Annotated in this window: 19 protein-coding genes; 12 read left to right on the forward strand and 7 right to left on the reverse strand. The window is 44.2% G+C overall.

Translation table 11 applies throughout. The features are described from left to right. Positions 1–374 precede the first annotated feature (374 nt). Positions 375–1,418, reverse strand: coding sequence for a DUF3025 domain-containing protein (locus PSYCG_RS12360; RefSeq protein ID WP_020444472.1), 1,044 nt, complete (start codon positions 1,416–1,418; stop codon positions 375–377). A gap of 114 nt (positions 1,419–1,532) precedes the next feature. Here PSYCG_RS12360 and PSYCG_RS12365 point away from each other — a divergent pair, with 114 nt between their 5' ends. After that, positions 1,533–2,249, forward strand: coding sequence for a metal-dependent hydrolase (locus PSYCG_RS12365; RefSeq protein WP_020444473.1), 717 nt, complete (start codon positions 1,533–1,535; stop codon positions 2,247–2,249). Positions 2,250–2,291: 42 nt separating this feature from the next. Then, positions 2,292–2,855, forward strand: coding sequence for a YchJ family protein (locus tag PSYCG_RS12370; protein WP_041772335.1), 564 nt, complete (start codon positions 2,292–2,294; stop codon positions 2,853–2,855). A gap of 23 nt (positions 2,856–2,878) precedes the next feature. Here the strand turns inward: PSYCG_RS12370 and PSYCG_RS12375 are convergent, their stop codons facing one another. Genes PSYCG_RS12375 through PSYCG_RS12385 form a run of 3 tightly spaced genes read right to left on the reverse strand, consistent with a single transcriptional unit; the run spans position 2,879 to position 5,261 of the window. Then, positions 2,879–3,787 (reverse strand): class II glutamine amidotransferase, encoded by a 909-nt coding sequence (locus PSYCG_RS12375; protein WP_020444475.1) that lies wholly within the window; start codon positions 3,785–3,787, stop codon positions 2,879–2,881. Further along, positions 3,788–4,048, reverse strand: coding sequence for a hypothetical protein (locus tag PSYCG_RS12380; protein WP_020444476.1), 261 nt, complete (start codon positions 4,046–4,048; stop codon positions 3,788–3,790). Between the two features lie 43 nt (positions 4,049–4,091). Beyond that, positions 4,092–5,261 carry a homoserine kinase gene (locus PSYCG_RS12385; protein WP_020444477.1) on the reverse strand — a complete coding sequence of 390 codons (1,170 nt, stop codon included), beginning with the start codon at positions 5,259–5,261 and terminating at the stop codon, positions 4,092–4,094. Between the two features lie 188 nt (positions 5,262–5,449). Between PSYCG_RS12385 and hisF the strand changes: the two genes are divergently transcribed. The 9 genes from hisF to PSYCG_RS12425 all read left to right on the forward strand — a co-directional run bounded on the left by hisF (position 5,450) and on the right by PSYCG_RS12425 (position 15,705). Continuing rightward, positions 5,450–6,232, forward strand: a complete 783-nt coding sequence (gene hisF, locus PSYCG_RS12390) for an imidazole glycerol phosphate synthase subunit HisF (protein ID WP_011514696.1) — start codon at positions 5,450–5,452, stop codon at positions 6,230–6,232. A 205-nt stretch (positions 6,233–6,437) separates the two neighbouring features. Then, complete coding sequence (gene ribE / locus PSYCG_RS12395; RefSeq protein WP_011514697.1) at positions 6,438–6,959, forward strand: 6,7-dimethyl-8-ribityllumazine synthase; 522 nt, start codon at positions 6,438–6,440, stop codon at positions 6,957–6,959. Between the two features lie 230 nt (positions 6,960–7,189). Continuing rightward, positions 7,190–8,251, forward strand: a complete 1,062-nt coding sequence (gene nusB / locus PSYCG_RS13150) for a transcription antitermination factor NusB (RefSeq protein WP_020444478.1) — start codon at positions 7,190–7,192, stop codon at positions 8,249–8,251. A gap of 2 nt (positions 8,252–8,253) precedes the next feature. Further along, a complete protein-coding gene (gene thiL, locus PSYCG_RS12405; RefSeq protein WP_020444479.1) occupies positions 8,254–9,288 on the forward strand; it encodes a thiamine-phosphate kinase in 1,035 nt (344 codons plus the stop codon). Positions 9,289–9,291: 3 nt separating this feature from the next. Beyond that, positions 9,292–9,870 (forward strand): phosphatidylglycerophosphatase A, encoded by a 579-nt coding sequence (locus tag PSYCG_RS12410; protein WP_020444480.1) that lies wholly within the window; start codon positions 9,292–9,294, stop codon positions 9,868–9,870. Between the two features lie 183 nt (positions 9,871–10,053). Further along, entirely contained in the window at positions 10,054–11,430 is a 1,377-nt protein-coding gene (gene glmU, locus PSYCG_RS12415) for a bifunctional UDP-N-acetylglucosamine diphosphorylase/glucosamine-1-phosphate N-acetyltransferase GlmU (protein ID WP_041772337.1), read from the forward strand. Positions 11,431–11,579: 149 nt separating this feature from the next. Beyond that, on the forward strand, positions 11,580–13,424 hold the full coding sequence (gene glmS, locus PSYCG_RS12420; RefSeq protein ID WP_020444482.1) for a glutamine--fructose-6-phosphate transaminase (isomerizing): 1,845 nt from the start codon (positions 11,580–11,582) through the stop codon (positions 13,422–13,424). Positions 13,425–13,747: 323 nt separating this feature from the next. Further along, positions 13,748–13,975 (forward strand): TnsA endonuclease N-terminal domain-containing protein, encoded by a 228-nt coding sequence (locus tag PSYCG_RS13775; RefSeq protein ID WP_084674203.1) that lies wholly within the window; start codon positions 13,748–13,750, stop codon positions 13,973–13,975. A 773-nt stretch (positions 13,976–14,748) separates the two neighbouring features. After that, positions 14,749–15,705: a GlxA family transcriptional regulator gene (locus PSYCG_RS12425; protein ID WP_020444485.1), complete on the forward strand. Its 957-nt coding sequence runs from the start codon at positions 14,749–14,751 to the stop codon at positions 15,703–15,705. A 41-nt stretch (positions 15,706–15,746) separates the two neighbouring features. On the opposite strand, the gene caiE is transcribed toward PSYCG_RS12425, so the two are convergent. The 3 genes from caiE to PSYCG_RS12440 are packed head-to-tail and all read right to left on the reverse strand — an operon-like array spanning position 15,747 to position 17,935. Then, complete coding sequence (caiE, locus tag PSYCG_RS12430; protein WP_020444486.1) at positions 15,747–16,337, reverse strand: carnitine operon protein CaiE; 591 nt, start codon at positions 16,335–16,337, stop codon at positions 15,747–15,749. A 16-nt stretch (positions 16,338–16,353) separates the two neighbouring features. Beyond that, a complete protein-coding gene (locus PSYCG_RS12435; protein WP_020444487.1) occupies positions 16,354–17,136 on the reverse strand; it encodes an SDR family oxidoreductase in 783 nt (260 codons plus the stop codon). Between the two features lie 13 nt (positions 17,137–17,149). Further along, positions 17,150–17,935 carry an enoyl-CoA hydratase-related protein gene (locus PSYCG_RS12440; RefSeq protein ID WP_020444488.1) on the reverse strand — a complete coding sequence of 262 codons (786 nt, stop codon included), beginning with the start codon at positions 17,933–17,935 and terminating at the stop codon, positions 17,150–17,152. A 281-nt stretch (positions 17,936–18,216) separates the two neighbouring features. Here PSYCG_RS12440 and PSYCG_RS12445 point away from each other — a divergent pair, with 281 nt between their 5' ends. After that, entirely contained in the window at positions 18,217–19,383 is a 1,167-nt protein-coding gene (locus PSYCG_RS12445) for an acyl-CoA dehydrogenase family protein (protein WP_020444489.1), read from the forward strand. Positions 19,384–19,391: the final 8 nt, after the last annotated feature.

Genomic DNA, 19,391 nt, shown 5'->3' on the forward strand with positions numbered 1-19,391 from the left:
AATGACTCTTGAACTAATATGACTATCAATCAATAAGCATTTATGCTGATAATTGGTGGCTAAATAATAGTGCTTAAATTTTTACTAAATGAATTTAATGGCTAACTTTAGTAGCTGTTATTAACAACTCAAATTAATGACTCATAAGAGTTGCTAAGAAAAATAGACCGCTGTATTTTTATACTAACAAAATCTTAGGTAACAAAAGACATAAGCATATCTTTAGTATTTAACAGTAACGTCCTTTTACCATAACAAATAACCCGAGCTTTGTTAACGTCTAGACGTAGTCAAATCGTGGCACAATCGTAAACGTAACAATGCTTTAGCGGTTAAGCATTAACGGTTAACTCGTAAGGTATTCCCTTATCTTTTTATTTTTGACGGCGACCACTGCGAAACACTTGGCTATCATCATAAAAGTTAGGCTTGGCATTTTCAGCCCAAAAATGCGGCACACCCAAAATAGGCAATGGAGACAGTTTGCGCGGTGTCACATCCGGTTGTGATAATAATGCCTCCATATAATCAGCTACTTTCTGATCCAAATGACTAATACGCTCAGATAGCGATAAGACAAAAAAATCTGGCGTCACATAAATAACAATACTATGGGCGCATAATGCCTTGCGCGGCTGAAGTAGCTTCTCTAATAGTGCATGACCAAAAATATAAACCGCCGCCCGAGAGTGGTTATTCGATTGCTTTGGCTTATCCCACTGCTCGCGCGGTTCTACCAAACTTTTTTGCCAGTCAAAATCCACTAGTGCCTCACCAATACTAGGCTCTGCTGTCACTAAAATCGCGCCGTTCTCATCAAGTACGGTAATGGTATCGCGGACACGCCCGCGACTGGCACCAATACCTTGTTGATTGATTTCAAGCATATGATAATAATTCAGCAGGGCTTTGGTCTTAGGAAAGGTTAGCCAAATGCTACCGTTAAATAAATCATGCAAATTATTACGGGTCGGAATATTACCAGTCGTACCGATAAAACTCTCGTACGCTTCGCCTTCTGGCAGCGCATTTTGTGAGACAAATCGTAAGGTGTGGGATTGATTGTTTAGTGCAGGTTTGGTTTGCGGTAATGACTGAAGTAGGTCATCAGCCTGTTGCTGCAACACTGTATTTAAAACCTTGGCGATAATATCAGGTGAGTTTTCAATTTTATCTGTCTGAGCAGGGTCGTTCTTTAAGCCACTTAGCTGAGTAATGGCGTGACTTATATAATCTAACTGATTTAAGTGACACAGCCATGGCGCTTGCCAGTCAATAACAACAAAGCTGTCATCAAGCCTGCTATCACCTGCAGACGAGTTATCAATAACAGCTTCAACAGGCGCATTAACAAGCGCATCGAAAGGAGCGTTGCAAAGATTGGTATTAGGCTTGGCAGGTAATTCAGTGGCGGTCATATTCACTATCTCTATTAGACGACTGGCGTGGCTATGGTATCATGGAGCGCTTTTTTACGGCTAGACGAGCCGCTCGAAATGACGTTTTCGTGCGCTACTTATTGATGAGTTTTTATGGCAAATTTTAACACCCACTTAAATGTCGCATTCATGGTCAGTGGTACGATGAGTCTAACGGTTTATAAAGCTGGCTTGATTGATGATTCAGGTTTTTTGATGTGTGTGGCGCTCGGTACCATCGGGGGACTGTTGCCTGATTTAGATTCAGATAACTCGACGCCCATTAAACTTGGTTTTAATATTACCTCGTTTATTTTTGCCTTTGGTCTGGTAATGCATTGGCGTAGTGAGCTGAGTTTACTGGCGCTCATAGCATTATGGCTAGCAGGCTACGGCTTTATGCGTTATGTGGTATTTTCGATTTTTACCAATATGACCGTGCATCGCGGTGTCATTCATTCGGTGCCCTATATGGCGATAATGGGGCTTGGAATGACCTATATTAGCTACGATATTTTACACTTACCGTTGACGGTTAGCTGGTTTTACGGCTTGTTTTTATTCGGCGGTGCGATAGTGCATTTGGCATTGGATGAGCTATATAGTGTGAATTTATCCAATATGAAAATGAAGCGCTCATCGGGTACGGCGATGAAGTTCTATCAGCATAAAGATAAATGGTGGTATCTGCTACTGTACGTCATCCTTGCGCTCCTGCTATATTTTGCGCCACCGTTTGATGGTTTTTGGCAGCAGCTACTTGACCCCGCACCTTGGGCAAAGCTTAAAATCGGTCTATGGCCAGAATTGATAAAAAACTGGCTAAATTAAAACTTATGAAGCTATCAAAACGAATAATAACTTGAGTAAATAATGTCAATTTCCCTACCAATCTGCCCTTGCCAAATGAACCCGTCATCGGATGACATTAGCGCGCTGCTACTTTATCAAGATTGCTGCCAGCCTTACCATAACAGTTTATTGAGCGAAGAAACTGATAAAGCTGACGGCATAAAAACTGACACTGCTGAACGCCTCATGCGGTCGCGTTATAGTGCCTTTGTGTTGGTCAAGACAAACTATATCGTCAAGACTACACTACCCGCGCAGCAAGCATTACTTGATATTCATTCGATTGAGAGTTGGGCAAAAAAGACGGATTGGGCAGGATTGGAAATCGTCGCGCACACACCAAAGCTAGGTAAACGTCATGCGCAAGTTGAATTTAAGGCTTACTTTAATGTCTCTGATAATGAAGATGATGGCTTGCAGGCGCATCATGAATTGTCTGCCTTTGTAAAAGTAACAGACAAAACGAACAACGATGCGCGTTGGTACTTTTTAGATCCAACAGTAGAAATGACTATAACCCAAAAACAGCCGTGTATTTGCGGTTCGGGTGAGAAATTTAAGCGTTGTTGTGGAATGTATATTTAATTAACATCCACTATTCCCCACTCCTAAACACTCGCCCCAACTGCCCGTGCTACCGCAACGCCTTCCTCAATCGTCAAAAACTTGCGCTGGCTTGGGCTGTCTTTATAAATGACATCCCCATCTTGAAATATTAAACACTCATTGACTGCCAACTGTTGCCATTTTTCATTTTCAGTCAATGGCACAGTCACTAAGATAGTCACTTTATCTTTATCAGTGGTTACATCACCAAAGTTAATCGCCAAATCATCATCTGCTAATTTCGCTTCACCAAATGGCGCTTTGCGCGTGAGATAAAACAGTAAACTGCCAGCATAAGCCAATTGCCATTGACCATTCGATATTAAGCAATTAAACAAACCGTTAGCTGATAAATAACGACATTGGGTGGTCAAAAAGTTAAATAGTGTTTTGTCATCTGGACGAGTTTTAAAGCTGCTTTTCAGGCGATTAACCAGATAGCAGAACGCCATTTCAGAATCAGTTGTGCCGACTGGTTGGCAATGTGAGGCATTACCATTGTCTTGCAGGCGCTGGCAGCGTTTAATAAATTCGCTATTCATCTGTCCATTATGCGCAAATACCCACTGCTCGCCCCAGACTTCACGGACAAAAGGATGGGTATTCGCCAAACAATTCTGACCTTGGGTGGCTTTACGAATATGTGCGATAACATTCATCGCTTTAATTGGATAATTATTAACCAAATCAGCAACGGGCGATAAATGGCTTGGGCGATTGTCATGGAATAAGCGTAGACCAGTCGAGGCATTGTCCGACTTTTCACTATTAGTGCATTCGCTACGCTCAAAAAATGCAATACCAAAACCATCCTCATGACTGTCTGTCATGCCGCCGCGACGACGGAAGCCTGCAAAGCTAAAACCAATATCGGTTGGTGTATTACAGTTCATACCTAAAAGTTGACACATTTATAGAGTACCGCCGTTATTGTCGTCTGTTTCAGACAAGCTTGCCGCATCCTTATCAATACTATCCAAAATGCGTTTGGCATGTACCAAATCGGTATCTTGTACCCAAAGCACGATGCCAGAATTCATACCAGGCATCGCACTCAGCGGTTGTAGAGAAACAGTAATATCGTTATTACGCAGCAAATTGGCATGTAACTCACCTTGGATATTGGTATCGTAGCGTGCCAGTTTGTGCCAGTTATCAACTTGATCGGTCATGAGTTCGCCTTTATATTTGTGATACAAGAATGCTCAAAAAAAATTATACTAATTGATCGAGCGTATATTCTTTAATAATAAAATCGCTGCTACTACCTAAACTATCACATGTTTGCTCAGCTTGCGTAATACTGCTAAACACACCGGCTATCGGCTTTTTGATCTTATTATTAATAGCTAACAGTACAAATACCGTATTTTGTGCTTTTTCAACATGTGACCAATGATAAGCAGCTAGACGCTTCATCAAGTCAGGGTTTTTGACCATGATGTTATCACCGGTACGACCTTCGGTACGGTTATAATGAATGACGTTGAGACGTAATAGCCAAAAAATCACCGCAGCTTTTGCGAGCATAACAGGTAGTGCATGCTTTTCATCTTCACCGAGCATGCGTTTCGACTCATAGCCTTGCAAAAAAGCCGCCATTTTGCTGCGGTCAAAATTCACCGACTCGCCTTGTTCAGCCATACCCCAAGTAGTACAAAAGTCATTAATGGTAATGGCAATATCCATCACATAATGCTCGACGCTGACTTCGGTGAAATCTAATAACCCCGTCAGACGCGCTTCACCTTTTTGACTGTTATTTAAAGATAAGTTCCATAAGGTATTATCAGCAAACATGTCTAAATGACATAAGCCTTTTGGCAAAGTTGCAAGCGGCAAGTCCGTATAAGACTGCCAAATATCGCTCATCAGTTTGGCTTCATCAGCTGGCATAAACTGGCTTTCACGGTCGCGCACATCGCTCCATGGGTATAACGGCACGCCATACTGCTCGCTTGGCTGTAATGCTTGCAAAGTTTCATGCAACATTGCTAAAGCGGCGCCAATTTCATGGCACATCGCTTGCGTGGTCTGCTGTGGATGCGAGCCTGCCAAACAGGGCACTAGCGTAATCGCTTTATTGTCATAGCGTATGACATAACATTTTTCTGCACTATCAACCAATGATAACGGCGCCGCTACCGGCAATTTACCGTCTAGTTGATTTAAGATGACCGCCATCTTTTCGATGTCTTCTGGTGGACGTTCTTCAAACAAGGTAAACACATAAGAATGTGCACCATCTACATCGTCAGTCGTCTGAATAAACCAGTTAGAGTTTTTGATACCTTGGGTAATCGGAATGGCACGGGCGAATGACACGCCAAAACGTTGGCAAAAGGTAGCAAATTGGTCATCGGTTAACTGGGTATAGACGGACATGACATCTCACTTATGGCAATTAAATAAAGGTAAATAGGATAAATATAGACGGTGATGGCGACGATTGCACCGCTTATAGATAAACTTTGGCAAAAAGCACATTAATCTTGCGAAAACCTGCCTGAGATGGCGGTGATTTTGCTAGACTAGCGCTTATAGAATGAATTGATTATAAGGTGAAAGACCCTATGTTAGCAAAGCGTATAATCCCTTGTTTGGACGTTGATAATGGGCGCGTGGTCAAAGGCGTACAATTTGTCGATATTAAAGATGCAGGCGACCCTGTCGAAGTGGCGAAACGCTACAATGAACAAGGCGCCGATGAGATTACTTTTTTGGACATTACCGCAACCAATGACGAGCGTGACACCACTTATCATACGGTAGAACGTATGGCGGAAACGGTATTTGTGCCATTAACTGTCGGCGGCGGTGTGCGTAAAATTGCCGATATTCGTAATTTGCTTAATGCAGGCGCGGATAAAGTAGCGATCAATTCTGCTGCAGTATTTACTCCTGAGTTCGTCGGTGAAGCCTCGCAAAAATTTGGCAATCAATGTATCGTCGTTGCTATCGATGCCAAGCGCGTTGCTGATATTGAGGTTGATGGCATTATCATGCCACGCTGGGAGATTTTTACCCACGGCGGTCGTAAGCCAACGGGCATTGATGCCGTCGCTTGGGCAAGCAAAATGGCTGAGCTTGGCGCCGGTGAATTATTGGTAACTTCTATGGATGGCGATGGCACCAAAAAAGGTTACGATTTGGCGCTCATGAAGCAAATTACCAGTCGTGTAAATGTACCAGTTATCGCGTCAGGTGGCGTCGGTAATTTACAGCATTTAGCCGAAGGCGTATTAGAAGGCGGCGTCGATGCCGTCCTTGCTGCCAGTATTTTTCACTTTGGTGAATATACCGTTCAAGAAGCCAAAGCATATATGGCAGCGCAAGGCATACAAATGCGTTTGTAAGACGTTGGTAAAATACAAACATAGTAGAAAAAAATGTTATCATAGCGCTAACTGCTTATTATCATTTGGTTTTCGTTCATTTGACTGCCTATTTATCTGCTCACTAGCCAATTAAATAAGCGATTTGAACCTAGCAATATATTTAGATTCCTAATACTTAGATTCTTATACTTCTATTAATAGCCTATTCGGCAAAGGATTTTTTATGTCAAATTTACAACAGCAACGCAATGACGTGACCCATATTGATGGCAATTTACATCAAAACGAGGACGTGCGTATCGGTATCGTCGTCGGTCGTTTTAATGGTTTTGTCGTTGAGTCATTGGTTGATGGTGCGATTGATGCATTGCTTCGTCATGGCGTATTGGGCAGTAACATCACCGTGATTCGTGTGCCGGGTGCTTTCGAGTTGCCATTGGTTGCACAGCGCGCTGCTGAGTCTGATCGCTTTGACGCTATCGTTGCTTTGGGTGCGATTATCCGTGGTAGCACGCCGCATTTTGACTTTGTCGCAAGCGAATCTGCTAAAGGTTTAAGCAGTGTTGCCATTGACTATAATATTCCAGTAGCAAACGGCGTATTGACTACTGACAGCATCGAGCAAGCGATTGAGCGTGCTGGTACTAAAGCTGGTAATAAAGGTTCAGAAGCAGCGATGGTTGTACTAGAAATGCTTGCTGTGTTATCACAGTTAGACATTGATGATGGCAGCGAAGACGCTTAATTGCACTCACTGTTAGCCGCATTTATGAGTATAAAATTATTATTTATTGTTTGAAATGGGGCTATGGTTATAACGATAGCCCTCAGCACTTTACAATAGCATTAGCATTAATATTTTAAATGATTATCGAACATTCATCTCCAAGACTGACTAGCAACATTTGCGAGTCGACCACTATTTAACATTTTATTTTTAAACTTATTATCTCAAAAACTAGGTATAGACCCCTTATGACTGACCAACTCAAGCGCGCTATTAGCGCTGCACAAACCGCACAAGTTAATGACCAACAAGCTGAAGCCACGCGCATCGCGAGCAGCAGTGCGGGTGATCAAACCTTTGATATGAGTGAGTCTTCTTATAAGACCAGTCACACTGCTATTCGTAAGGCACGCCGCTTTGCTATGCAAGGTCTATATGAATGGCTGGTTACTGACCGCCGTTTTGATATCGATGGCAAGCTTGGTTGGAAAGCCAATGCCCCGCACGATATTGCTGCTCGTACACGCGCGACCAATGCCATGCATACTGTACATATTGGCTACTATCATGAAATGATGCGCGATATCCCAGAGCAGATTGATGCCTTAGATGCGCTTATTAGCCAGCATCTAGATCGTGAAATTAATAAACTCGATACGGTTGAACATGCCATTCTTTTGGTTGGCGCTTACGAGCTACAAAATCGTTTAGAAATTCCGTACAAAGTGGTACTTGATGAAGCGATGAAGCTAAACAATCATTTTGGCGCAACCGATGCACATAAACTAATTAATGCCGTCTTAGATAGAATGGCAGTTGAGCTACGTGCTGCCGAAGTAGAAGCGGATAGCAAAGCCAATCTTCGCACCTCACAAAAAGCAGCAGCCAAGCCTGTTACTAAAGCGGATAAAAACACAGATATCAATGCTAATAATAGTGATATCGAAGAAAAGCCAACAGCATCAAATAAACCACGTATCAGTGCTAATAATGCCAGTGTTAAACGCAATAGTGTCAGTAAAGCTTTAGCAAATATTACTGATTACAAAGCCAGTAAGCAGAACGATACTCAAAATACGGTTGAGGAAATTATTATTAAACCGACTAGCATCGAAACAGTCATCGTTGATAAAGCAGACGAGATTGCCGTTACTGCCGAAAACATTGCCAATGATCAGCCAGTAGAAGAAAACATCGCTGCTAGCAATGACAAAGTTACAGCAGAGGTCGAATTACTTGACTCGAATAGCGTTGATTTTGATACCAAAAGTGCTGAATTAAACGATACTGATGAAAAAAGCCAAGACTAGCCATGAATGAATTTGAGCTGATTGAGCGTATATTTTCACAGATGCAAGCGGCACAATCATTATCGAATGGTGTCGAAAAAGGCATCGGTGATGATGCGGCAGTGATGGCGTTGCCTATAGGCTCGCGCTTGGTCAGCTGCATTGATACTTTGGTTCAAGGTCGACACTTTAGTGCTGGTTGGGATCAAGTTAATGAGCTGGCATTTGCTATCGGTTATAAAGCAGTAGCCGTTAACGTCTCGGACATTGCGGCGATGGGTGCCACGCCGCATAGCATTTTACTGGCATTAGCATTACCTCAGCGCCTTGCTAATAGTCAGTGGCTGACTGAGTTTGCCAAAGGTTTATTTCATGCTTGCCAGTTATTTGGCGTAACCCTTATCGGCGGCGATACGACCCGTAATGATAGCTTAGTGTTAAGTGTCAGTGCCCAAGGGCTGCTTGCCGCAGATACTCCAGCTGTCTATCGCTCAGGTGCGCAAGTCGGTGATAAAATTTATGTATCAGGTACACTTGGTGATGCCGCTTATGCCTTACAGCACCCTGATAATGCTATCGGTATTGAACTTGCGCATCGACTTCATATGCCAACACCACGTATTAGCTTAGGTGCAGCACTAGCACAAATCGGTGCAACGTCAATGATAGATATCTCTGATGGTCTTTATCAAGATCTTGGTCATATCTGCGAGCAAAGCGGCATCGCTATGAGACTTAATTTGGAAGCTCTTCCTACCAGTAACCCTTTAGCTAGTATCGATGTATCTGAGCGGCTATTGTGTCAATTGGCTGGTGGCGATGATTATGAGTTGGCTTTTACCTTGCCTCCCCATATCGAGCCGCCTTCTTGTACCGACGTTAATACGCCTGTGACTTACATTGGTAATGTGATTGCATTGGCGAGTGATAGAAATACAGATAATGCGGCGCATAAACGTCCTGAACTTTATTATCAAGATCAGCCAGTAACACCCACCCATCCCTCACCGTTTATTACTTGGCCCAATCTTACGGGTTACCAACATTTTGCAGGTTAACCCATGACCGATCACGACCTAGTTAAGCCCGATATCCGTAAAGCCAATGATTGCCCTCCTCTGCCAACCAACGCCACCATACTTGACCGCGCAGTTTATTGGCTCGGTATTGGCTTAGGCAGTGGTTTACCTCGCCGGGCACCCGGCACTTGGGGTACGGTTGGCGGCTTAATCGTTGCAATACCGCTGCTAAGCTTAGGTTTTATACCATTTTTAATTATTACACTTTTATCTTGCATCATTGGTATCTGGATATGTGGTCGCACCTCAGATTTGATGGGCGGTCATGATGACCCACATATCGTCTGGGATGAGTGGGCAGGTATATGGATTACCTTATTGCCGTTGTCTTATATAGGTATTGCTGACGGTAATTTTTGGCACAATATCTCGCAACCTTTTTCTGTCGCTGCTCTGATCATGATCTTTATACTCTTTCGCTTTTTTGACATCATTAAGCCACCACCCATTGGATGGGCAGATAAAAAAGTCGCTGGCGGTCTAGGCATTATGTTAGATGACATTATTGCTGGCATTATGGCAGCGGCAGTTTGGGTTATTATTTATAATATGATCCTCTAATTTTACATTAGCAGCGCATTTATTTTATCTTGTAACCAGATGGTTATACCACAACAACTTTCATCATTTAATATTGCTGTTAGCGATAGCTGAATTACAAAGAGGTCACGACATAGCGTTTTAGTTAAATGCCAATTTACGCTATAATCTCAAATTATATTTTGTTACATTTGTAGGGCTATTATGACATCTTCTCTTTCGGTAATTATCCTCGCTGCTGGTAAAGGCACGCGTATGCAGTCGGCCAAGCCAAAAGTGCTACAGACATTGGCTGGCAAGTCATTGCTAGGTCACGTGTTAGACACTTGCCATCAATTGACGGTTGATGACACCATCATTGTCCATGGTTTTGGTGGCGAGCAAGTACAACATCACATTGACCAGCAATATGCGCATTTGCCCATTACTTGGGTCGCCCAAACTGAGCAGTTGGGCACGGGACATGCGGTCAAAGTGACTCTGTCTGAGTTACCAAAAGATGGACAAAGCCTCATTCTTTACGGCGACGTGCCATTGGTTAGCTGTCAAACTTTAGCGACACTACAGGATGCCAATACTGACGGTATGTCTATGTTGACGCTAACCGTAGATAATCCATTTGGTCTTGGTCGTATTAAACGTGATAAAGATGGCAATATTGAAGCCATTATTGAGCAAAAAGACGCCAATAGCGATGAGCAGCAGATACAAGAAATTAATAGCGGTATTTACTGCGTCGATAACGCTTTATTGCATAAATTTTTGCCCAAGCTATCAAATGACAATGCGCAGCAAGAATACTATCTGACCGATATTGTCAAAATGGCGGTTGCTGATGGCATCACTATTGCAGCGATTGAGCCTGAGTATACCTTTGAGATTGAAGGCGTGAATAACCGCCAACAACTTGCTAGCTTAGAGCGTACATGGCAAGGTAAACTGGTCGCTGACTTACAAGAAGCAGGGGTACAGTTCGCTGACCCTACTCGTGTCGATATTCGTGGCACCTTGAGCGCAGGTCAGGACGTGTTTGTCGATGTGGGTGTGGTATTTGAAGGCGATTGTGTCTTAGGTGATAATGTTTATATTGAAGCGGGCTGTGTCATTAAAAACGCCCAGATAGGCAACGCTTGTCATATAAAACCTTATTGCGTGATTGATAGCGCTGAAGTTGGCGCAGGTGTAGATATTGGTCCTTTTGCGCATTTACGTCCTGAGACCGTACTCTCTGACAACAGCAAAGTCGGTAATTTTGTCGAAATTAAAAAATCAACGATTGGTGATGGTAGCAAGGTTAATCATCTAAGCTATATTGGTGATGCCACTATTGGTACTGGTGTCAACGTTGGCGCTGGTGTGATTACTTGCAATTATGATGGTGTGAATAAATCACAAACCATCATTGAAGATAATGCCTTTATTGGCTCTAACTCAAGTCTAGTGGCACCAGTGAAAATTGGTGATACCGCTACTGTGGCAGCTGGTTCAGTAATTACTAAAAACGTTGATGCTCATGCACTAGCCTTTGGTCGTGCTCGTCAAACACAGAAAAATGACTTTAAGCGTCCGACTAAAAAATAATGGCAGCGTTGACAGTTAGCTAAATAAAAACGGCTCTTAGCAATCTCAAGCAGTACGACAATGATTTGTGGTGCTGCTTATTTATATTTATAGATTAACCAGACATCGTCATATATCGAAATACTAATAATTAAATTTAAGGAATAGTTATGTGCGGAATAGTTGGAGCAGTGGCTGAGCGTAATATCGCCAATATCTTACTTGAGGGACTTAAGCGCCTAGAATATAGAGGCTATGATTCTGCTGGTCTGACTGTCATTCGTGATGGCGAGCTCCACCGTGAGCGCCAAGTGGGTAAAGTTCAGGCCTTAGTCGATGCCGTCGCAGTCAACCCAGAGTTTTTCGATGGTCATATTGGTATTGCGCATACACGCTGGGCAACGCATGGCGAGCCGGCTCAGCGTAACGCCCATCCGCATGTTTCAGGCAAGATTGCTGTGGTACATAATGGTATCGTTGAAAACTACGCCGAGCTAAAAGAAGAATTAATTGCCAAAGGGTACGAGTTTACCTCGCAAACCGATACCGAAGTCGTCGCGCATCTTATTAACGATATCTATAAAGCAACGCCTGACTTATTAGAAGCCGTTCGCACTGTCACTCCTTTATTACATGGCGCATTTGCCCTTGGCGTTATCCATATTGATTGCCCAGAAGAGCTTATTACGGTACGTTTGGGCTCTCCTTTAGTGATTGGCGTCGGTATTGGCGAAAACTTTATCGCCTCCGATCAATTGGCACTTTTACCAGTGACCAATCGTTTTATGTATCTAGAGGAAGGCGATATTGCCCGATTAACGCGTAATAGTATTCAGGTTTACGCTAATGGTATCGAGGTCACACGCCAAATCCATGAAATTGACGCAGCACAACACAATGCGGACAAAGGCGAATTTAAGCATTATATGCTCAAGGAAATCTACGAGCAGCCAGATGCCGTCGCTCGCACTCTCGAGATGGCATTAGATAATGATGGGCCAACTAAACTGCGTGATGATTTTCTGCAACGTCATGAAACGCAATTAAAAGGCATTAAGCACGTACAAGTGATCGCTTGTGGTACTAGCTATCATTCAGGTTTGGTCGCAAAATATTGGTTTGAGAGTCTTATTCGTGTGCCTTGCTCAGTGGAAGTTGCCAGTGAGTTCCGTTATCGCAATCCAGTCGTCATTGATAACTCTTTAGTGATTTGTATTTCTCAGTCGGGCGAGACTGCTGATACTTTATCTGCACTACGTGATATTCAAAAACAGTCTCCTATTGGACTGGTAAGTCTGGCATTATGCAATGTGCCAACCTCATCATTGGTACGTGAAACGGATATCTTCTTACCAACGCTTGCCGGTCCCGAGATTGGCGTGGCATCTACCAAAGCCTTTACCACTCAGCTTGCGGCACTGATGTTATTGTTATTAAAGGTAGGTGTGACCCAACAGCGCATGACTGATGAAAATTTGAGCACGCTACTTGGTCAACTGCAACAACTACCGGGTCAGCTCCATGCCAGCTTACACCTCGACGCGCCTATCAAGATCATGAGTGAGCATTTTGAATATAAGAAAAGCTGCTTATTCTTAGGTCGTGGTTTACAGTTCCCAATTGCTCTAGAAGGCGCATTAAAGTTAAAGGAAATCTCTTATATCCACGCTGAAGGCTATGCAGCAGGCGAGCTGAAGCACGGACCATTGGCATTAGTGGATAAAGATATGCCTATCGTGGTGCTAGCCCCAAAAGACAGTATGTTTGATAAGCTAAAAGCCAATATGCAAGAAGTACATGCCCGTCATGGTGAGTTGTTTGTCTTTGCAAGCGAATCCAGTCAAATGGTCGCAGCAGATAGATTGCACGTGGTGTATGTGCCAGATGTTTGCGAAACGCTTGCGCCGATTGTTTATAGCGTGCCAGTACAATTGCTGTCATATCATGTCGCAGTAATGCGCGGTACAGACGTTGATCAGCCACGTAACCTAGCAAAATCAGTTACAGTCGAATAATGTTTACCAATTTAACAATATTTATTGTCAGCGAGTAATTACTTATCATACTGAGTAATTACCTATCATACTATTGTGTGATGATTAATCCTTTGCTATCTTGTATTAACGAGATGGCAAAGGATTTTTTTTGAATAACAAAAATACAAAAAGAGCTATGACAAATAAGTCTTCAAAAGATTATCAGCCATTTGTCAAAGTAGCTGATATATCCTCACTTGGAAGATCTCACCGTGTCTTTGGTCATAAGACTAAACGAACACACCACCTGGTCTTGAGCTTGCGGTATTTTTCTTTTCGAGTGACAAAGTAGTACTGAAGGTATACAAGAGCAGTTCCCTCTAGATATCAATATAACTAAGCAAATTGCTGATGATATAGGAATTAAGCATCCATCTCAAAAAGGTGAGTTCAAAATAATGACTACTGACTTTTACGTTATATCTAAAAACATTAAATCAGTAACGTCTCAATTAGCGCTGCAAGCTAAATATAGCAATCATTTAGATGATACTAGGACTATAGAGAAGTTAGAGTTAGAACGCAGATAATGGGAACAAAAAGATATGGATTTCAAAATCATTACTGAAAAAGACATTTCTAGAGCTGTAACTGACAATATAAAATGGTTGTCTCCCTCTGAAAATACTTATCTGATTACTATTGAAGAAAACGATTTTAATTTCTATTCAGAGCAGATGATTAAGAGCCCTACTCTAAAAATCATAGATTGATGGTAATTCTAAAAAAACTTATTGCTGAAAGGCTTCGCACGGTTAACTTATTGGGGTTTGGCACGTTCGAAACTACAAACAAGCGACAAGAGCGGCGTGTATCCTAAATCTTTCAGAGTAAAAGTTCTTGCGCAATCGATGACAACCGTCAAATTCCTTTGTCCAAAACTGGTCGTCCCATACAATCAATGCAATCCATCTCTTGATGCTGTACGATCCGCATAAATTGGTACATGTATATTTTATGCATGTATATTTTCCCGTTGTGTAGCCCTAAAAAGATCTTCATAAGAGTCATGCACACCTAAGAATAGGGGTGTCACTAGAAAATTATCTTTGCCATTCCCCCACTATCCACTGTACTGATGGCTGGCTGTGCCACAAACTCCGTTTAGACTATGCCTTCTAAACAAAGGGCTTTACTCATTTCTGAATTCTAATACTCACTGTTTTCTGGCGAGTAAACTAGATGGGAAATAACTGAATGGACTTAGCCTAAAAACCTAAATTCGGGGACAAATTTATCTAGTGTAGATACTTACATATTCCGTTGTCTGTTATAGTATTCAGTAAAAACTTGGTTTATCACTATGATCCTAAAGCCTGATAAAGATGGCGCCTTTACTATTTCCTTTCTGCTTTTACCTGAATACGCAATGGTCGCCCTACTGTCTGCTATTGAGCCGCTGCGAGTAGCGAACCGCTTTGCCGGCCGCGAGATTTTTCGTTGGCAATTGCTTTCCGAGGACGGCCCATCAGTGGTAGCGAGCAATCTATTGGCTTTGCAACAAACAGTTGCCATCTGTGATGCTGCAGCCCCCCTTAATCTTTTTGTCTGCTCTAGCTTTAATCCGAAAAACTATATCCGGGATGAAACTGTTGCTTGGCTTAAAAAACTCAACCGAGGAGGCTCTTTAATAGGTGCCATGGACACCGGCTGCTATCTTCTGGCTGCAGCTGGGCTTCTGAAAAATCGCAAAATAGCCCTGCACTGGGAAGCAGCACCTTCCTTTCAAGAAGATCATCCCGAACTGGAACTCACCAACGAGCTGTTTGAAGTGGAGCACAATCTGATCACCTGTGCCGGCGGAACCTCGGCCATCGATCTGATGCTTTATATCATTCAGGCAGAGCTAGGTCACGGTCTCGCAATCAAGGTTTGTGAACAGTTTATAAAAAGTGGTATCCGTCAGAAATCGGACAAGCAACGCATCGACTTATCCGCACGTCTCAAAATATACCATCCACGCCTTCTGCGCGTGTTGGAGAAGATGGAAGCAAATCTGGAGTCTCCCTTGTCCACCAAAGAGCTGGCAAAGTACGCACACATTTCCGTTCGGCAGCTGGAACGCCTGTTCCGCAGTTTTCTGAACAACTCACCTTCTGGCTATTACAAGAAGTTGCGGCTGGAACGGTCTCGACAGTTGCTGAAAGAGTCCAGCTTAAGCATTTCTGAAATCAGAATCATCTGCGGATTCAATTCAGCTCCCCATTTCACCCGAAGCTACCGCAAACAGTTCGCTCGCAGCCCAAGTGAAGACCGTTGACATACATCAATTTTTTTTGAATATACCACTTCGATTCTATCTCATACTTTGGGTTGTACGACGGTCACTCCTTTTAGTCTAGGGCGATCTGCTTCCATCTCTAGCAGCGGCGAAACCACGTTCATGCTCGCGGCTGAGCGCAAGACCAACGACTGATATTCTTTTGTATTGAGGCTTTTCCAATGCAAGTCCTGTTCGCTAACCTCACGAATCACTTTGGCAGGCGAACCTACCAACAACTGGCGGGGTGCCCCTTTAAAGCCGGCCTTAACAAAACTGCCGGCGGCAACGATGCTGTCCTCACCAATAATGGCTCCGTCCATCACTACCGCATTCATACCCACTAGCGCATTACGCTTTACTATGCAGCCATGAAGAATTGCGCCGTGCCCAATATGGCCGTTAGCCTCAACAACGGTGTCAGTGTCGCAATATCCATGCATCACACAACTGTCCTGAAGATTGGAACCATCCTCTAAGATTAAGCGGCCATAGTCTCCACGCAGAGATGCTAGCGGGGCAATGTAAACATTAGAGCCAACAATCACATCACCGATCAGCACTGCTGTGGGGTGAACATAAGCACTAGGATGCACCACCGGAATCAAACCTTCAAACTCATAACAGGGCATAAAAGTCATCCTTTGATTAACGTTGCGGAGACGCGCCTGTCAAGTGTTCACCACCATCCAGAGCGAGACATGTGCCGGTGATAAAACCAGCAGCGGGTGATGCCAAATAAGCTACTGATTGAGCAACTTCTTCGGGTAAACCCATGCGCTTTATCAATAGCTTATTGATGCCCTCCTGCAGCGCAACTGGGTCATACTGATCCAATGCTTCAGTCTTGATAGTGCCCGGTGCCACGGCATTCACTCGAATACCAAGATTTGACCATTCCCAAGCTAGAGTTCGGGTTAAGTTGACGACACCTTCTCTGGCAGCACCTGCGTGCGCCATACCGGGCAGCCCGTTGGCCTGGCACAAAACAATATTAATGATACATCCGGGGAGCTTGCGGTTTATACAGTGCCGGGCAAAAGCCTGACACATAAGAAAAGTGCCAGTGAGGTTAAGGTCAACAACCGACCGAAAGCCATTAGGAGAGAGCTCTAGGGCAGGCGCAGCAAATTGTCCACCAGCGTTATTAATCAATATATCAATACCAATTCCCTGCAGCTCTAGCTGTTCTATTAGACCTGCCACAGAGTCGCTATCACGGATATTAACTTCCAGTTCGATCGCATCGACACCAGCCTCACGCAGGCTCTTTCCCGCTTCAATCAATCGTTCTTGGTCTCGAGCCGCAATCACCACCCGAGCCCCCAAAGTACCGAAATTACGAGCTATTGCCAGGCCAATGCCGCTCCCGCCACCGGTTATCAAAACCGTTTTACCAGCAAACAAATCAGATCTAAATATATTTTCCATAACCTATCTCCTTTTAACACCCTTTCCAAATTGGGGGGCGGCCTTCCGCAAAAGCATTGCTGCCTTCTTCGGCATCCTGTGATTGCAGCATGCGTCTGTAAGCCGGCAACGATCCGCTACGCTGAAGTTCAAACGCTTGCTGTACGGAAAGTGATTCTCCGGCAGAGACTAGTTCCATGATTCCCTGTTGAGCCAAGGGGGCACTTGCAGCGACTCTTCCGGCCAGCGCCAGTGCCGTCGCTATCAATTCGTCCGGGGCAACAACGGCGTTCACTAATCCCCAACGCAGAGCCTCGTCTGCACTCAGGCGACTACCCGTTAATAGCATCTCCATAGCAACTGCTCGAGGCAACCGCTTGGGTAGACGAAACACGCCACCTGAATCAGGAACAATACCAATCTGAGCTTCGGGTAGGAAGAACTGAGCATGGTCAGCTGCCACGATTAAATCGCAGGCCAAAACCAGTTCAAAACCACCACCAACTGCCATGCCGTTAACCGCTGCAATAACAGGCTTGGTCAGACTGAAAAGTTCGGTCAGCCCGGCAAAACCACCAGGGCCGTGGTGAGCATCTACCGCTTCCCCCGCGGCGGCGCCTTTAAGATCCCAGCCCGCTGAAAAGAAGCGCTGGCCGGCTCCAGTAATAATCGCGACCTGAAGAGAAGGGTTCTGCTCAAATTCAGCCAAGGCCTCGTAAAGCTCAAGACTTGTGGCGCAGTCAATCGCGTTAGCTTTGGGGCGATTCAAGGTGATTAATAACGCTGAGCCCCTGTGTTCGGTATGTACAGACACTGACATATTGTTCAATCCATAGTTTGTTTTTGTATTGGTTGTTCCATTGCCACCACCTTAGCGCAAAGCCCGATATACCCATTGCACAAAATCGTCATAAAAATGCACCAAAACGACAGAACAGATTTTACGCCACAAAACGACACCGCTCATTGTCGTATTTCATGATAAATACGTCGTTTTTGGTCAACCACACCCTTGCACTCCTGCGTAGAGTTAATAGGAGTTTAGGCCCGTAAACAAACGGCACGTAATCAGCAACACTAACATTCCCTGGAGACTTTACAATGGATTTTAATCTTTCCAAAGAGCATCTTGAACTGCAAGCAAAAGCCAAAGAGTTTACCGAAACCGTTCTCTTCCCTCATGAAATGGAGTGTGAAGAAAATGACGGCATCAGCCGTGAAACCCACCAAAAGATTATTGATGCCACATTGGCGTGGGGCTTTAACGCACCAAACCACAGCAAGGAAGATGGCGGCCAAGGCTTTAGTATCTTTGAACAGACCATTCTCAACGAGCAACTAGGCAAAGCCACTGGCGCCATCTGGGACGCGCTTTGGTATCCCTCCTATCCCATGCGCTTCGCTACTCAGGCGCAAAAAGAAGAATATTTAATCCCGACTTGTCAGGGCAAACGTCGCGACGCCTATGCCATTACTGAAGCTGATGCAGGCTCTGACCCGACTCAGTGCATGACCCGTGCAGACAAGGTCGAGGGTGGCTGGAAAATCAACGGTGAAAAATGGTTCGTAACCATCGGAGACATTGCCGATTATATTCTAGTACACGCTCACGTAGATGGTGATTCAACCAAACCCACCGTATTTTTTGTTGAAAAGAACTTGCCTGGTGTAGAGCTCAAACGCACACCGCTTTATACCCACCATTTTGCGTTCAAGCACCCTGAGTACATCTTCAACGACGTGATTGTTGGAGAAGATAAAATTCTAGGCGAAATCGGCCAAGGCTACGATATGACCAAGGATTGGTTTGTTGAAGCACGCCTAGGAATAGCCGCCCGTTGCGTTGGTGGCGCCATTCGAGCCGCTGAAGAAGCAAACAAGTTTGCCGCCGAACGCATCCAATTTGGCCAACCGATTAATAACTTTCAAGCGATCGAATTCATGCTTGCTGATATGGGCGTCGAAATCATGGCCGCCAAGTCCATGCTCTACCGATTGAGCTGGGAAATCGACCAGACCAGCGATCGCAAGCTTAATCACGCCAAAGCGGCAGCATTGAAGCTGTATTGCTCCGAAATGGTGGGCCGAGTTTGCGACAAGGCTGTACAAATTCTGGGTGGTCGCGGTTATATGCGTGAACAAGCGGTTGAGCGTTTGTGGCGTGACACCCGAGTCGACCGTATCTGGGAAGGCACTTCAGAAATCCAACGTGTTATTATCAGCGGCCAAATTAAGAAGCGTGGCCTCGATATTTACACTGGTTGGTAAGTCCCCTA

The sequence above is a fragment of the Psychrobacter sp. G genome (assembly GCF_000418305.1).
In the GTDB taxonomy this organism is placed as follows: Bacteria; Pseudomonadota; Gammaproteobacteria; order Pseudomonadales; family Moraxellaceae; genus Psychrobacter; species Psychrobacter cryohalolentis.

Bases quoted from the DNA above. Each gene is read 5' to 3' on its own strand.
- PSYCG_RS12360 (WP_020444472.1), bottom strand. From the start codon at position 1,418: ATGACCGCCACTGAATTACCTGCCAAGCCTAATACCAATCTTTGCAAC.
- PSYCG_RS12365 (WP_020444473.1), top strand. From the start codon at position 1,533: ATGGCAAATTTTAACACCCACTTAAATGTCGCATTCATGGTCAGTGGT.
- PSYCG_RS12370 (WP_041772335.1), top strand. From the start codon at position 2,292: ATGTCAATTTCCCTACCAATCTGCCCTTGCCAAATGAACCCGTCATCG.
- PSYCG_RS12375 (WP_020444475.1), bottom strand. From the start codon at position 3,787: ATGTGTCAACTTTTAGGTATGAACTGTAATACACCAACCGATATTGGT.
- PSYCG_RS12380 (WP_020444476.1), bottom strand. From the start codon at position 4,048: ATGACCGATCAAGTTGATAACTGGCACAAACTGGCACGCTACGATACC.
- PSYCG_RS12385 (WP_020444477.1), bottom strand. From the start codon at position 5,261: ATGTCCGTCTATACCCAGTTAACCGATGACCAATTTGCTACCTTTTGC.
- hisF (WP_011514696.1), top strand. From the start codon at position 5,450: ATGTTAGCAAAGCGTATAATCCCTTGTTTGGACGTTGATAATGGGCGC.
- ribE (WP_011514697.1), top strand. From the start codon at position 6,438: ATGTCAAATTTACAACAGCAACGCAATGACGTGACCCATATTGATGGC.
- nusB (WP_020444478.1), top strand. From the start codon at position 7,190: ATGACTGACCAACTCAAGCGCGCTATTAGCGCTGCACAAACCGCACAA.
- thiL (WP_020444479.1), top strand. From the start codon at position 8,254: ATGAATGAATTTGAGCTGATTGAGCGTATATTTTCACAGATGCAAGCG.
- PSYCG_RS12410 (WP_020444480.1), top strand. From the start codon at position 9,292: ATGACCGATCACGACCTAGTTAAGCCCGATATCCGTAAAGCCAATGAT.
- glmU (WP_041772337.1), top strand. From the start codon at position 10,054: ATGACATCTTCTCTTTCGGTAATTATCCTCGCTGCTGGTAAAGGCACG.
- glmS (WP_020444482.1), top strand. From the start codon at position 11,580: ATGTGCGGAATAGTTGGAGCAGTGGCTGAGCGTAATATCGCCAATATC.
- PSYCG_RS12425 (WP_020444485.1), top strand. From the start codon at position 14,749: ATGATCCTAAAGCCTGATAAAGATGGCGCCTTTACTATTTCCTTTCTG.
- caiE (WP_020444486.1), bottom strand. From the start codon at position 16,337: ATGCCCTGTTATGAGTTTGAAGGTTTGATTCCGGTGGTGCATCCTAGT.
- PSYCG_RS12435 (WP_020444487.1), bottom strand. From the start codon at position 17,136: ATGGAAAATATATTTAGATCTGATTTGTTTGCTGGTAAAACGGTTTTG.
- PSYCG_RS12440 (WP_020444488.1), bottom strand. From the start codon at position 17,935: ATGTCAGTGTCTGTACATACCGAACACAGGGGCTCAGCGTTATTAATC.
- PSYCG_RS12445 (WP_020444489.1), top strand. From the start codon at position 18,217: ATGGATTTTAATCTTTCCAAAGAGCATCTTGAACTGCAAGCAAAAGCC.